Annotated in this window: 13 protein-coding genes and 1 pseudogene; 9 read left to right on the top strand and 5 right to left on the bottom strand. The window is 66.0% G+C overall.

All coding sequences use genetic code 11. The annotated features are described in order from the left end of the window. Nucleotides 1-63: 63 nt before the first annotated feature. The 6 genes and pseudogenes from M8859_RS34785 to M8859_RS34760 all read left to right on the top strand — a co-directional run bounded on the left by M8859_RS34785 (nt 64) and on the right by M8859_RS34760 (nt 7956). Nucleotides 64-795: a dienelactone hydrolase family protein gene (locus M8859_RS34785; protein ID WP_159929895.1), complete on the top strand. Its 732-nt coding sequence runs from the start codon at nt 64-66 to the stop codon at nt 793-795. A gap of 118 nt (nt 796-913) precedes the next feature. Beyond that, a pseudogene (locus tag M8859_RS34780) lies at nt 914-2389 on the top strand (phospholipase D-like domain-containing protein); the annotation flags it as partial. Nucleotides 2390-2894: 505 nt separating this feature from the next. After that, nucleotides 2895-4361, top strand: a complete 1467-nt coding sequence (locus tag M8859_RS34775; RefSeq protein ID WP_159929899.1) for an amino acid permease — start codon at nt 2895-2897, stop codon at nt 4359-4361. Nucleotides 4362-5160: 799 nt separating this feature from the next. Then, a complete protein-coding gene (locus M8859_RS34770) occupies nt 5161-6192 on the top strand; it encodes a terpene synthase family protein (protein WP_308221255.1) in 1032 nt (343 codons plus the stop codon). Beyond that, nucleotides 6192-7529: a cytochrome P450 gene (locus tag M8859_RS34765; RefSeq protein ID WP_159929903.1), complete on the top strand. Its 1338-nt coding sequence runs from the start codon at nt 6192-6194 to the stop codon at nt 7527-7529. Before M8859_RS34770 ends, M8859_RS34765 begins: the two co-directional genes overlap by 1 nt. Before the next feature lie 181 nt (nt 7530-7710). Next, a complete protein-coding gene (locus tag M8859_RS34760; RefSeq protein ID WP_195072311.1) occupies nt 7711-7956 on the top strand; it encodes a DoxX family protein in 246 nt (81 codons plus the stop codon). Here the strand turns inward: M8859_RS34760 and M8859_RS34755 are convergent. Continuing rightward, nucleotides 7946-8125, bottom strand: coding sequence for a hypothetical protein (locus M8859_RS34755; RefSeq protein WP_201295380.1), 180 nt, complete (start codon nt 8123-8125; stop codon nt 7946-7948). The two genes, M8859_RS34760 and M8859_RS34755, sit on opposite strands and share 11 nt — an antisense overlap. 235 nt (nt 8126-8360) lie before the next feature. Here M8859_RS34755 and M8859_RS34750 point away from each other — a divergent pair, with 235 nt between their 5' ends. After that, nucleotides 8361-8681, top strand: coding sequence for a hypothetical protein (locus M8859_RS34750; RefSeq protein WP_236565717.1), 321 nt, complete (start codon nt 8361-8363; stop codon nt 8679-8681). Here the strand turns inward: M8859_RS34750 and M8859_RS34745 are convergent. Continuing rightward, entirely contained in the window at nt 8678-9352 is a 675-nt protein-coding gene (locus tag M8859_RS34745; protein WP_159929949.1) for a PAS and ANTAR domain-containing protein, read from the bottom strand. The two genes, M8859_RS34750 and M8859_RS34745, sit on opposite strands and share 4 nt — an antisense overlap. Before the next feature lie 406 nt (nt 9353-9758). Here M8859_RS34745 and M8859_RS34740 point away from each other — a divergent pair, with 406 nt between their 5' ends. Then, complete coding sequence (locus M8859_RS34740) at nt 9759-10454, top strand: type 1 glutamine amidotransferase domain-containing protein (RefSeq protein ID WP_195072312.1); 696 nt, start codon at nt 9759-9761, stop codon at nt 10452-10454. A 142-nt stretch (nt 10455-10596) separates the two neighbouring features. Here the strand turns inward: M8859_RS34740 and M8859_RS34735 are convergent, their stop codons facing one another. Further along, on the bottom strand, nt 10597-11658 hold the full coding sequence (locus M8859_RS34735) for a glycerophosphodiester phosphodiesterase family protein (RefSeq protein WP_249645540.1): 1062 nt from the start codon (nt 11656-11658) through the stop codon (nt 10597-10599). Nucleotides 11659-11947: 289 nt separating this feature from the next. Here M8859_RS34735 and M8859_RS34730 point away from each other — a divergent pair, with 289 nt between their 5' ends. Continuing rightward, nucleotides 11948-12661 (top strand): enoyl-CoA hydratase/isomerase family protein, encoded by a 714-nt coding sequence (locus tag M8859_RS34730; protein WP_249645530.1) that lies wholly within the window; start codon nt 11948-11950, stop codon nt 12659-12661. Between the two features lie 223 nt (nt 12662-12884). Here M8859_RS34730 and M8859_RS34725 read toward each other — a convergent pair whose 3' ends face one another. Further along, the gene (locus M8859_RS34725; RefSeq protein ID WP_249645529.1) at nt 12885-13298 is read right to left on the bottom strand and encodes a hypothetical protein; all 414 of its coding nucleotides are present in this window, start codon (nt 13296-13298) and stop codon (nt 12885-12887) included. Nucleotides 13299-13421: 123 nt separating this feature from the next. After that, on the bottom strand, nt 13422-13617 hold a 196-nt coding region (locus tag M8859_RS34720), incomplete at its 5' end, for a hypothetical protein (protein WP_249645528.1).

The following is a 13617-nucleotide window of genomic DNA, read 5'->3' as shown; positions in this document are numbered from 1 at the left end:
GTCACGGTCGGGCGATAGGTCGTCCGGGAGCGCCGCTCGACAGCACTCCCGAAAGGCACGACCGTGCACTTCACTTCCCAAAAGCGTCTCGATGACGGCGTCCTCGAACGCGAATTCACCCTCGGCGAGATCCCCGGCATCCTGTGGACGCCCGGATCCGCGTCCGCACCGGCGCCGTTGATCCTCATCGGCCACCCCGGCGGACTGCGCATGATGTACCCCCGGCTGGTGGCCCGGGCCCGGCACGCCGCGGCGGAGGGCTTCGCCGCGGCCACCATCGAGCTCCCCGGCAGCGGTGACCGGCCCCGTTCGGCCGCCGCCGAGCAAGCCCGCGCCGACCTGCGCCGGGCACTGGAGGCCGGTGCGCCGGTCGACGACGAGATCGTCCGCCGGCTCGTCCTGCCGCTGGTCGAAAAGGCGGTTCCGGAATGGCGGGCCGCCCTGGACGTCCTTCTTGCGCTGCCGGAGATCGGCGGCCCGGTCGGGTACTCGGGAGGGGTGATCTCCATCGGCGTCCGGTTGGCGGTGGTCGAGCCGCGCGTCGCGGCCGCCGTTCTGTTCGCCGGGAGTTTCGTGCCCCGCATCATGTTCGAGGAGGCCCGGCAGGTCACCATTCCGCTGCATGTCCTGCTGCAGTGGGACGACGAAGGCAACGACCGGCGAATGGCGCTGGACCTGTTCGACGCCTTCGGCTCGCCGGAGAAAACGCTGCATGCCAATATGGGCGGGCACGCCGGCGTCCCGCAGTTCGCGGGCGACGAGGCGAACCGGTTCTTCGCCCGGCACCTGAAGTAAGGCCGGCCCGTCAGGCCGGCAGCAGACGATAGGAGCTGTCGGCCACGACGCCGCTCACAGTACTGTGAATCGTTCACCTGCGGGACGGGTGTCCGGCCGGAGGAGAGAACTGCTACACATGAGCGACGAGCAACAAATCCTCACCCCTGGCGAAACTTGCTGGCAGATCGCACGGGCCGATCGACTGGCGTGCATTGTCGATGCGGCGGACTATTTCCGCCATGCCAAGTCCGCGATGTTGCAGGCCCGCAGGCGCATCGTGCTGATCGGCTGGGACTTCGATACCCGGATCAAGTTCGAACCCGAGGAAAAGACCCTCGAAGGGCCCAATCGGCTGGGTAGATTCCTGTCGTGGCTGCCGAAACAGCGGCCGGAACTCGACATCTACCTGCTGAAGTGGAATGTCGGTGCGTTCGCGGCGATCAGCCGTGGAATGACACCGATCTTCGTCGTCAATTGGATGACCGACCGGCGCTTGCACCTGGAAATGGATGGCGCGCACCCCATCGGTTCGGCGCACCATCAGAAGATCGTAGTGATCGACGACGCGCTCGCGTTCTGCGGTGGTATCGACATGACCGTCGATCGCTGGGACACCAGCGACCATCGGGACGACAACCATTATCGAACCGAGCCGAACGGTAACCGATACGGACCATGGCACGACGCGACCACTGCCGTCGACGGCGACGCGGCCAGGGCGATCGGTGAATTGGCCCGGGCCCGATGGAAGGCGGCGACGGGACAGCAATTGGCCGCCGTCGAGGAGATCGCCGGTGACACGCCGTGGCCGGAGGGGCTGGAGCCGACGATGCGGTCGGTGGATGTGGGGATCGCGCGGACCTTCCCCGAGCTCGCCGACCGCGCCGAAGTGCGGGAGGTCGAGGCGTTGTATCTGGCGGCGATCGCGGGCGCCACGCGGTCGCTGTACATCGAGAGCCAGTACCTGGCCTCGCGCACCCTCGCCGAGGCGATCGCCGCGCGGCTGCGCGAGCCGAACGGTCCGGAGATCGTGCTGGTGCTGCCGCGCCACGCCGACGGCTGGCTCGAGCAACAGGCGATGGATGGGGCCCGCCGCCGCTTACTGCATCTGTTGTGGAAGGCCGATACCGAGAACCGGTTCGGCGTCTACTACCCGGTCACCGAGGCCGGCGCGCCGATCTACGTCCACGCCAAGGTGCTGGTAATGGACGATCGGCTGCTGCGGGTGGGATCGTCGAACCTCAACAACCGTTCGATGGGATTCGACACCGAATGCGACCTGGCTGTCGAGGTCACCCCTGCCACCGCGGACGGTGAGCTGCTGCGGGAAACCATCCGCGGTATCCGGCGCCAGCTGATCTGCGAACATCTCGATGCCGAACCCGCGAAGTTCGACGCCACACTCGCTGAGACGTCGTCGCTCCTGCGCACCGTCGAGACGTTGCGCGGTGACGGCCGGACCCTCGTGCGGTTCGAGCCGGAGACCGTCGAGGACGAGGACAGCTCCTTGGCGGAGAACGAACTGATGGATCCCGAACACACGCCACCGAGCCTGTGGGCCCACCCATTGCTGAGCCGGGGTATCCGCAGGCTGAAGACAGCGGTGGCAGTGCGCACCTCGAATGCTGGAGTGACCGGACGAGCCACACGTTGTGCCACTGCACTATCACGCCGCTATCCGCACCGGTTGTGGCGCCAGGGAAATCAGACCTGGTTCAGGCCGCCGTCGACGTAGAGGCTCGAACCGGTGATGAACACCGGCGAACCAGCCCAGGCCGCCATCACCATGCGAACCGCCCAACAGACGATTTTCCATGACACGGTGCGACCCTCGCATGTCATCCTGCCGGTCCCGCGCACACCGTAGTTCCGCCACCCCGATCAACGGCCGCCGACGCACCGGCGCCCGAAGGCGCGGCGGCGCTGAACCTGGGACTGTGGATTGCCAACGGTGCTTGCGGCCCTGCCAGTGGCCTCTCCGCGTTCGGATGCGCTGTGCGGCGGTCTATCCCGACCCGCTGCCGATGCGCCGTCGATCTTTCCGCTATTGAACGTACCGTTGATTGACGATACGTTGTGTATTGATATGATCGGCGTCACGTGAGAGGTTTCCCGCTATGGCAGCAGTTCGATCCCCGATGCCCGCGGATACGCCGCATGCCGACGACACGGGCTACCACAAGTCGCTGCGCCCGAGGCAGCTGCAGATGATCGCGATCGGTGGTGCCATAGGTACCGGCCTGTTTCTCGGCTCGGGAGGCCGTTTGGTCAGCGCGGGTCCCGGACTGTTCGTGGTGTACGCCGTCTGCGGGGTGTTCGTGTTCTTCATCCTGCGGGCATTGGGCGAGTTGGTGCTGTATCGCCCTTCCTCGGGATCGTTCGTCTCGTACGCCCGCGAGTTCTATGGTGAGAAGCTGGCTTTCGTGGTGGGGTGGATGTCGTTCTTTCAGTGGTCGATGACCGGGATCGTGGACATCACCGCGATCGCCACCTATGTCCATTTCTGGGGGACGTTCGAAGTGGTTCCGCAGTGGGTGATCGCGCTGGCGGCGCTGATCGTGGTGGTCGGGGTCAACCTGATTTCGGTGCGGTGGTTCGGTGAAGTGGAGTTCTGGGCGGCGCTGATCAAGGTCGTCACGCTGGTCACTTTCCTGGTCGTCGGCACGATCTTCCTGGCCGGCCGGCACACGGTGAACGGGGAGCGCACCGGCGTAAGCGTGATCGCCGATCATGGCGGGTTGCTCCCCACCGGTTTGCTGCCACTGATTACCGTCACCACGGGCGTTGTGTTCGCGTACGCCGCAGTGGAATTGGTCGGCACCGCGGCCGGAGAGACGGAGAATCCGGAAAAAATCATGCCCCGAGCCATCAATTCGGTCATCGCCCGTATCGCGCTGTTCTATGTCGGTTCGCTGGTATTGCTCGGACTACTGTTGCCCTACACGGCGTACAAAGCCGGCGAGAGCCCGTTTGTCACCTTCTTCTCCCGGCTCGGCGTCGGAGGCGCCGATTCGATCATGAACCTGGTGGTGTTGACCGCGGCGTTCTCCAGCCTGAACGCCGGTCTGTACTCGACCGGCCGGATCCTGCGCTCGATGTCGATGAACGGCAGCGCACCGGCGGTGGCCTCTCGCATGTCCAAAGGTGGTGTGCCCTATGTCGGTATTCTCGCCACCGGCGCCATCGCACTGATCGGTGTCGGACTCAATGTAGTGGTGCCGGAGAAAGTCTTCGAGATCGTGCTGAACATGTCAGCTCTGGGCACCATCTCCACCTGGGCGGCGATCGTGGTCTGCCAGTTGCAGTTGTGGCGCTGGTCGCGCAGCGGCAGGACGGAACGTCCGAAGTACCGAATGATCGGTGCGCCCTACACAAGCGTGGCGACGCTGATGTTCCTGGCGGCGGTGGTGGTGCTGATGGCCCTCAGTGATGACGAACTGCAGCGGCTTTCGGTGATCGCCACCGCAGTGGTCATGGTCCCGTTGCTGATCAGTGGATGGTTCCTCGCTCGCAGACGGGTATCCACCATTGCGCAGCAGCGACAGGAAGTCACCGGCCCGTTGCCGGTTCCAGCCGTCGGCTGACGAGCACGAGCTGAGACCGCAGCTTGCTCGGGACCACTGGCGAAACCGCCGAGTGAAGCGCGATCGATCCGGTCCGTCCTCCGATCGGATCGCCTCGAACGTCGAGCGTCGACACAAGCCGTAGACGATTCCGTAGCGACAATGGGGAACGCGGCGCTGGTCGAACGCACCGTCGTCGACCTGACGGGGCCGTTGCTGGAGATCGGGATCCAGCCTGCGACCGCGGCGACGTGGTCGCTCCCCGGCCTCGAACGCTGCTTGATCCAGCAGTCGAGGTCACTGCCGCCCCGCTCGGGCATGGGCTGGGCGAGCTCGCGGACCAGCGTGCGGCCGCGCCGCAACAGGCTCGGGCCTGCGGTCGGGCAGCACATCGACCCGCTCACGGCTCACCGCGTCGATTGCGACGGCGCTTTACCGGTCGCGACGTCAACCGAAATCGCACCCGCCCACCACTTTCGACACCCGACCTTGCGGCAACCGTTCCATGCAGAGTCCGGATGGCAACATGCCGCGAGGCCGCCAGGAATCGCGGGCACCCGAACGGTCGCTTGACGGAAATCATGGGGACATCCCAGCAATGGGAAGCCAGCTGACGTTGCCAAGGGTTAGCGTCATCGGCAGCTACCCTGCCGTAATTGCGAATCGTCGCGTAGTTGCCTCCCTGTCGGGTGACTAGCCTGAGCCGTGTGTCCGGCAGTAGCTGGACATAGATAGTCTTCCGGTGGTGAGCCACTCCACTGGGGGACCGCGATTTGCCGCGTAGTCAGTATTTCGCGAGCATACAAGGTAAGGGCGGCTCATGCCTCGGATCGATACATCGGCTCTGATACCGGGGTTCTGTGCGGGAGGCCCGGTAAATCCCGCTGCTGGACAAGCGGAAGATGCGACGATCGCATGGCTGTGGCGGGTCGGTTTCCTTGTCACACCGGAGCAGGAAGCGCATCTGCGCTCGTTCGAGTTCGGGCTATATCACGGGCTCGCCACTCCGGATGTGGACTATGAGCATCTCGTTCTCGGCTTGATGTGGTTCTGCTGGGGCTCACTTGCCGACGACCAGTACGACAACTACGACTGGGGCGAGCGGGCGGGCCGGGTGGCCGGGGTTGTGCGTGCCGTACGTGCGATCGTAGACGACGGACCTCCTGACGGAGGGTTGCCCAATCCGGTACTCGCCGGTCTCGCAGACTTCTGGCCCCGCCTCGTCGCTGGACTATCCTGTCACGGTAGGCAGCGGATCGCCGAGCACTTCGTGGACTACATGGAGGCGGTGATGCTTCAGAACACCTACCATGCTGCTGGTCGCGTCCCGGACTTGGCGACATTTCTTACCATGCGCCGCCACACCATCGCGATGATTTTTCAAGCCGACGTTCTCGCGGTGGTCTGCTCGCTGCGGATCCCCGACATGTTGTGGGACAGTTTTCTGTTCCGGGAACTCGTTTTGTGTTTCGCCGACGTCACTGCGTGGCACAACGATGTCTACGGATTGGAGAAGGACATTGCCGACGGCCAAACCTGCAATATGGTTCGGGTGGTCGCGGCCACCGAGAACTGCGGCCTCGACGGGGCGATAGAGCGAGTGTTGGAGCGTGCCGAACAGCGCCAGCAGCTGCTTGTGGAGCTCCAGGGCCGGCTACCCGAACTTGCTCGCCGGCTCGATCTGCCGCCCGAAGCCGCAGACCGCAGCATTCAGCTGGCCTGGGCCTTACGTCGCTACATACATGCAAATCTGGTATGGGTTCACCGAACCCGCCGCTACGACCTGGATGTTCCGCGGATCCGCGGAACGTTCGACGATCTCATCACCCCACCCGACCGGGCCGAGTCGTGATGGACGACCTGAGATCGGTTCCCGCCGCGCCGGGCCGCCTACCTGTACTCGGCCATCTAGCGGCGTTGCTACGCGATCCCTTCTACTTTGTCGAATCGCTGCGCGCGGTTGGCGATATCGTCCGCATCGACCTGGGCAACTGGCCGGTGTACATGTTGACGACACCGGAACTGGTTCGAGAGGCGTTGATCCCACGATCCGACAGCCTGGCAAGGGGCCGAATCTACGAGCGGGCCCGCACTTTGTTCGGCGACGGGCTGGCCACGTCCGAGGGCGCGCTGCACCGGCAGCGGCGACGACTCGTTCAACCAGCATTCCACCAGCAGCGGATCGCCGACTACACCGAAGCAATGCGACGCCATACCGACGCTCTCGTCGCCTCCTGGAGACCGGGCCAACAGATCGCGATCGATCGGGTGATGCACGAGTTGACCCTTCGCATCGTTGCAGACGCGCTGTTCTCCGCCGATCTCGACTCGACGAGCATTGCCGAAGTGGAACAACACGTCCCGATCATCATGAGAGGCATCGCATCCCGGATGGTCACTCCAAAGTATCTGGACCGTTGGCCGATACCCTCGAACAGGCGCTTCGACACCGCCGCGGCGCGGCTGCGCCAGGTGGTCGAGGAGTTGATCGTGGCCCGCCGTCGCTGGGATCAGGACCGCGGGGACTTGCTGGCGATGTTGCTGGCGGCGCGGGATGCGGACACCGGGGAAGCGATGTCGGATACGCAGGTGTGCGATGAAGTCATTTCGCTGCTGATCGCCGGGACCGAGACCCCTGCCATCACGTTGGCCTGGGCATTCCACGCGCTGGCCGATCACCCCGAGGTCGAACAGCGGCTGCACGCCGAGATCGACACAGTCATCGGGGAATCGCCGATCAGTAAGTCCATCATCACCGAGCTCGAATATTCAGGCCGGATCCTGAACGAGATACTGCGCCTTCACCCGGTTCTCGTGTTCACTCGGCGCGCGATAACCCAAACCGTCCTCGGCGGACTGCGCATTCCACCGGGTACCGAAATCGCCTATAGTCCCTACGCGCTTCACAGAGACCCCGGCATATACCTGGAGCCAACACGGTTCGACCCGGATCGTTGGCTGCCCGATCGTGCCGCATACCTGCCACCGCGAACGTTCAATCCGTTCGGCGCCGGGCACCACCGATGCATCGGCGATACCTTCGCCTGGACCGAATTGCACATCATAATGGCCACTGTCGCCCGCCGTTGGCGGCTACACCTCGCCGAAGGACATTCGGTCCGACAGGTCATCGCTGAAGTGCCTCGCCCCAATGCTCTGCCCATGATCGTCCAACCTCGCCGACCATGATCCCAGCCCTGCGGACTCGCAACGGTGGCGAGATCCCAGGGGCACACCTACTGGCTGGGCGGGCGTGGGAGTCGAGGCGGGAAGCGGGCATGAATGAGGTTCCGCCTTCGCAAGAGGCAGCGCGAGCGGTGGCGCACGTCACGCCGGCGTGGTGTCACACGCCCGTGGCCGGCGGTGTCTGATGCGTGACCAGTCACATCATCGGGAAGTCGGTGCCGCGGCCGGTCTGATCCTGCCAGCCGTGCTCGATATCGCACCGGTGATGGTGCCGGTGACAGCCGTGTGCTGGATCCTGTTGATGATCGGCGCGATGATCACCCACGCCCGCTACGGCCAGGACAAATACGTCGCGCTGAACTTCGTCTACCTCGCTGCGGCCGCCTTCGTGGCCTGGGGCCGCTTCAGCCCCGAGTCGTTCACCGGCTGATTCGGGTGAGCCTCCAGCGGGTCGCGCCATGTGGTTCGGCGGTGCCGACGCCGACTGCTGTGTGCGGGGTGACGAAGTAGCGCTGCCACGGCGGCGGTCCACGTTCGGTGCACAGCCAGCGGCTCCCGCGGCTCGCCTCGACGACGGCGCTCTGAAACACGGCGTCCATGCCCCTCGTCAGCGCCGCATATGGAACCAGCCATGGGCACGCTCGTCGGCTTGACATATGGCCGTCTGCGATCACCACGGTGGTGTCTCCCGAACGCGGCGCGGCAGCTGGAGGGGGTCACCGGTGTCGGTTCGTCCGATCGATGATGCCGCCTATCCGCCGTGGCGTTCGGGCTGCCGCCAGGAGGATGTCGGCTGCGTCGCGTGCCCTGCGCGCAGTTCGGGGATCGTCGTGCATGGTGGCGGTGACCATCGCGCCGTTGGCGCGAGTCAGCAGTTGGTCGGCCGGCGTGTGGGCCGGGCCGTGGTCACCCACCGACGGCGTCGCCCCGCTGCGCGATTCGCTGGTTCTCACCGCGATGACCGAACGGCGCGAACTCGTCGACGCACTGTCGAACGAGCCGACGATCACCGATCTGTACCTGGGTGACAACCCGACCACTCGGTTGCGCCCTGGAGTCCCGCACGACAGCTATCTCGGTGAGTTCCTGATGCGAACCGAAGGAATGATCCGCTCGGCGGCTACGGCGAGCGGATCGGTCGCGCGATTTCGCTAGTCCACGACGGGTTCAGCGGGCGCGACGCGGTCGTGGATGGTCAGCAGGAGATGGTCGAAGCGGGTGCGCTGCTGAACCAGCGCACCGCCCATCGCGACGACGTCGGTGACGAGCTGCTCGGCCAGCGTGCGGATCTTGATGTTGGTGTCCTGTGAGCGCCAGCGCAGCACCCGGAACGCGTGATCGGCCTTGACGCCGTAGACGAACATCACGATCCCTTTGGCCTGTTCGATCACGGCGCGGGATTCGATCACATCGGGCAACAGGTCGTCCAGGGCTTCCTGGAGATTGCCCTCGAGCGTATCGGTGACATCGAGGAAGTAACCGGTGGAGCCGGCCACGGCGCCCTGCTCGTCGAACAGCTGGTCACCGATGACGATCACATCATGGGTCTGCCCCTCGGTATCGATGATCCGGTGCCGGCTGCAGAACGGCGTACCGGTCGCGGTGGCATCGGCCAGCGCCGCGGCGACCCGCTTGCGGTCGTCGGGGTGCTGGTGGCTTTGCAGAAGTTCGGTGGAAGGCTCGACCTCTCCCGGCGCGTACCCGTAGATCGCGGCGGCGTCGTCGGACCATTCCCACCGCTGGTCGGCGAACCAGAAGCGAAAGCTGCCGATATCGGGGCAACCGCCGAGCATCTTGCGCGCAGTCTCCTGCTCGCACTGACCCATCTCTGTCACCGGTCCAGTATGGCCCGAATGCAAGCCCAGGTCAGGTGGGGAGGAACGCGGTGTGTGGCTCGTAACTTTCCGGACGGGCAACGAGTCGGGGGCTCCGTGTCATCGGACACGTGGCAAAGGTGAAACGGGAATGGTGCCGAACTGGCGTTCGACGGCTTCGAACGGGACGCTGCGCGTGACGTCGATGCAGCGTTCACGCCTGGTAACCCATCGGTGATTCGATGTCTGAAATCGGCGATCTTATTGGTATCCGATGGATCCGCAAGGCTAGCGTCGATAGTGTCGTCGCTGAGGAATCCCGGCGTGCGGGTTGATTCCGGCAGCACTCCGACCGGCGCGACAGGACTCGATGACCGAACCCGGCTCAGCGGGTTCCGGACGATGGAGACAACAGGCGATGTCGAAGATCCTTTTTGTGATGACCGGAGCCGACCACTGGACTCTGGCCGACGGAAGCAAGCACCCGACCGGCTTCTGGGCCGAAGAATTCGTGGTGCCGTTCGAGAAACTGAAGGGCGCGGGCCACGAGATCGTGGTGGCCACCCCGGGCGGAGTCGTACCGAGTGTGGACAACGGCAGCCTCGCTCCCGATGCCAACGGCGGCCAGGAGACCGCCGACCATCGAGCGGAGGTGATCCGCACCAGCACCGAGCTGAACAACCCCCTCGACTTGGCGCAGGTGAACCTCGCCGATTACGCGGCGGTGTTCTACCCGGGCGGTCACGGGCCGATGGAAGATCTGGCGGTCGACGCCGACTCCGGTCGGCTGCTCACCTCCGCCCTGGGCTCGGGCAAGCCGCTGGCTGTGGTGTGCCATGCGCCCGCGGCTCTGCTCGCCGCCACCGGTGCGGACGGGTCGAACGCGTTCGCGGGTTATGCGCTGACGGGCTTCACCAATGCCGAAGAGAGGCAGGCGGGTCTCGCGGAGAAGGCCGAATGGTTGTTGCAGGATCGGCTCGTCGCCATCGGGGCCGACTTCCGCGAGGGCGATCCGTGGAATCCGAACGTGGTGGTGGACCGCAATCTGATCACCGGCCAGAACCCGGCGTCCTCGGCGGGTGTGGCAGACGAATTGCTGAAAACGCTGGTCTGACAGGGGCTCCCGGGCGGCCCGGCGAGAGCCTCGACGCCGGCTCCGGCCGCCTCGTCCGCTGGGTATTCGGCGCGCGACGGACGACGGCATCGCTGCGCGCGGTTCCGGAACATCGTGCACGCGCGGCGGCGGTATCGCTGCCTCAGGGACGGTGATAATCCGGCGGCAGCCGGTACCCGCGGTCGGACAGAAGGGTGCGCAGGACGTCGGGCCGGTTGGTGATGAGGCCGTCAACGCCGATGTCCAGCAGGGCGGCCATGGTGGCACGGTCGTCGACCGTCCAAGGCGCCACGCGCATGCCGTGGCGGTGGGCGGCGCGGACGAGTTCGATCGTGGTGAACGGCTGATAGGCGGGGCTGGTGACAGTGCCGTTCTGGGGAGTGCCGTGCACCGGCGACACCGCGGCGGCGCCGAGGGATGCCGCCGCCGCGACGTATTTCTCTTGCAGCGATCCGGGGAAGTCATCGATATCCATCCCGCCCAGCCACGGCGAGCCGCCGGGCTCTCCGGCCTGCAACTTCGGCTGACCGTCGGTCAACGCGATGATCGGTAGATCGGGCGCCACCTGTCGCAGGAGCATGAGCGTGCCGAAGTCGAAGCTCTGGATGGTGACCTGTCGCTCGATTTCCGCTCGGCGGATCTCCGCCACCACGACGTCGGCGAACTGCTCGCGCGGCGCGGTCTGCTCGGGGGCGCCCGCTTCGACCTTGGTTTCGATGTTCAGCATCACCTCATCGGCGCGATACGCGCGCACCAGGTCGAACACCTCCGCCAGCAACGGCATTCGCGCCCCCGGCGCCCTGCGCTGCTCGGGGTGATCGGCGGACGGCACCGAACCGCAATCGATCGTCCGCACCTGCGCCAAGGTCAGATCCCTGATGTAGGTGGTCCCCGGAACATAGGGGAACTCCGGGTCGCCCGGAACGGCAGGCGCCGTGTCCACGCACTTCGCCGGACTGGGATCGCGATCGTGGGTGACCACCGTGTATCCGTCCGCGGTGATCTGCACGTCCAACTCCAGCGTGCTCACCCCGAGTTCCAACGCGTTCGCGAACGCGGGCAGCGTATTCTCCGCCACCAACCCCAACCCGCCCCGATGGGCTTGCAGATCGAACCCGGCCGGACCACCGGCCACGCCCGGACCCGCGCCCGCCGTCAAGACACCAGCTGCCAGCACCGCTGCCGTCGCGCTCACCGCACACATCCGCCGCATCGCTCCATCGTGCCGTCGGGCGGCCACACCCGGGTGAAGAAGCTGTGAACGGGCGGCGCTGAAGTCGACGACCAGGAGTCCTTCGACCGGCCTCGGCGTCGACGGTGCGGGGCAGTACGCGTGTTCGCCGGGTCGGACCGGCGCTGCCGCGACGCCGAGTAGTTCCGCGCGTCGGCGAGTTCGGCGCCCCGGTGGCCGCGCACCCAGTCGGCGACCGCGGGCCACGGGTCCTCGTCGATCGTGGCGCCGATCGGCGGTGTGGCGGAACCCGCGTGCCAGCGTGGCGCTGGGCCGTCTGTTGCGGCAGACGACGGTGCCGGATACGGCGGCCGGACTGGGCGCCGAGGCCGCGGTCTACTCGATGCTGCTCGCCGGCAGCGAGTTCCGGCGGTGGCTCGCCGCGCGGGGCGGGCCGAAGCCGGTGGTCCCTCCCGACCGGCCGCTGGTGCGCGTCGACCGCGACGGCGAACTGCTGTCGGTGGTGCTCGACCATCCGGAGCGCCGCAATGCGCTGAGTTTCCGCCTGCGTGAAGAGCTTCTGGAGGCCGTCCGGCTCGCCGAACTCGATCCCGGCATCGACCGGGTGCTGCTGCGCGGTAACGGGCCGGTGTTCTGCAGCGGTGGCGATCTCGACAAGTTCGGAACCGCCGTCGACGTGGTGGCCGCGTATCTGGTGCGCCTGGAACGCGCGCCGTGGCGCATCATCGACCGGCTGCGCGACCGGGTCTCGGCGCATGTCCAGGGAGGGTGTATCGGGGCGGGCATCGAGATGGCGGCCTTCGCCGGGAGGTTGGTCGCCACCCCTGCGACGTTCTTCCGGCTGCCCGAGATCGAGATGGGGTTGGTGCCGGGGGCCGGAGGTACCGTCAGCATCCCGCGCCGCGTCGGGCGCTGGCGCGCGGCGTGGATGATGCTGACCGGCGATCGCATCGATACGGCCACCGCGTTGCGCTGGAAGCTGATCGACGCCGTGGAGGACGTCACCACCTCGTAGTTCGCGGGCCCGAGGTGTGCTCCCTGCCCGATGAACACCGGAGAACCCGGGCTCGGTCGGTCTGGCCGCCGATGTACCGCGACACCGCACAAAATGGAGCCGTGTTCACACGACTCGGGCAGCGATGGGGTGAACTGCGAACCCGCACCCACGTGAGCACGCGTAACGTTTAGTTCGGTTGGCCTCCTCGCTCGGCGAGTAGGGTGGCTCGGCACGAACCCCGCTATGGGTACCGGCTCGGGCCCGCAGGTCGCACCTGCACGATCCATCCGTCCTCGAAGGCGAGTTCCAGCCGGTCCGCCACATCGAACGCCTGCCCCACCGCGAGCGCGGCCGCAGCGTGGACAGCACTCTTCTCGATGTCCGTGAGCTGCAGCCGGGCGTGCACGATCTCTACCCGCCCCTGGCAAGATGCCGGCGCGAGGGAGCGCACGAACTCGAGACCTGCCTGCGCTCCGGCCAGCACCGCTTCAATCAGCTCGGCATCGTGTCGAGGCTGGAGTGACGTGTGATCGTCTGGCGGAACCGACCAGATGACGTCCTGGTCACCGGCGACCAGCTGGACCCGCGCATGCCCGAAGTAGCAGATACCGCCCTTCTGCCGCTGTAGCGTGTACTCCCCGATGCGTGCACCCATCGAAACTCCTTGTGTTTCACCACCTGCGTTCAACGCTATCCGGGAGAGGATCGCGCAGGGCTGGCCCCCCGAGCAGTCCCGCCGACGCACGCGGGTGGTCGATCGTTCTACGCGGGCGTCGCCTCAGGTGAGCAAGTATCGGATCGGTAGCCCGGATCGAGGTGAGAGGAAGTGAACCTCTTGTGAGGTTCGGTGCGCGACTTCGTGGACGACGGCTTCGGCGCGTACGTGCAGGACCTCCTGCAGAACCATCCTCGACATCGCCATGTTCGACAGGTGTCCCTGCAAAGTGATCACCACGTGCGCCGCGGCGCGGCGG

Source organism: Nocardia sputi, from assembly GCF_023501985.1.
The sequence above is the reverse complement of the archived record's forward strand: the minus strand, read 5'-3'. Positions and strand labels throughout refer to the sequence as shown.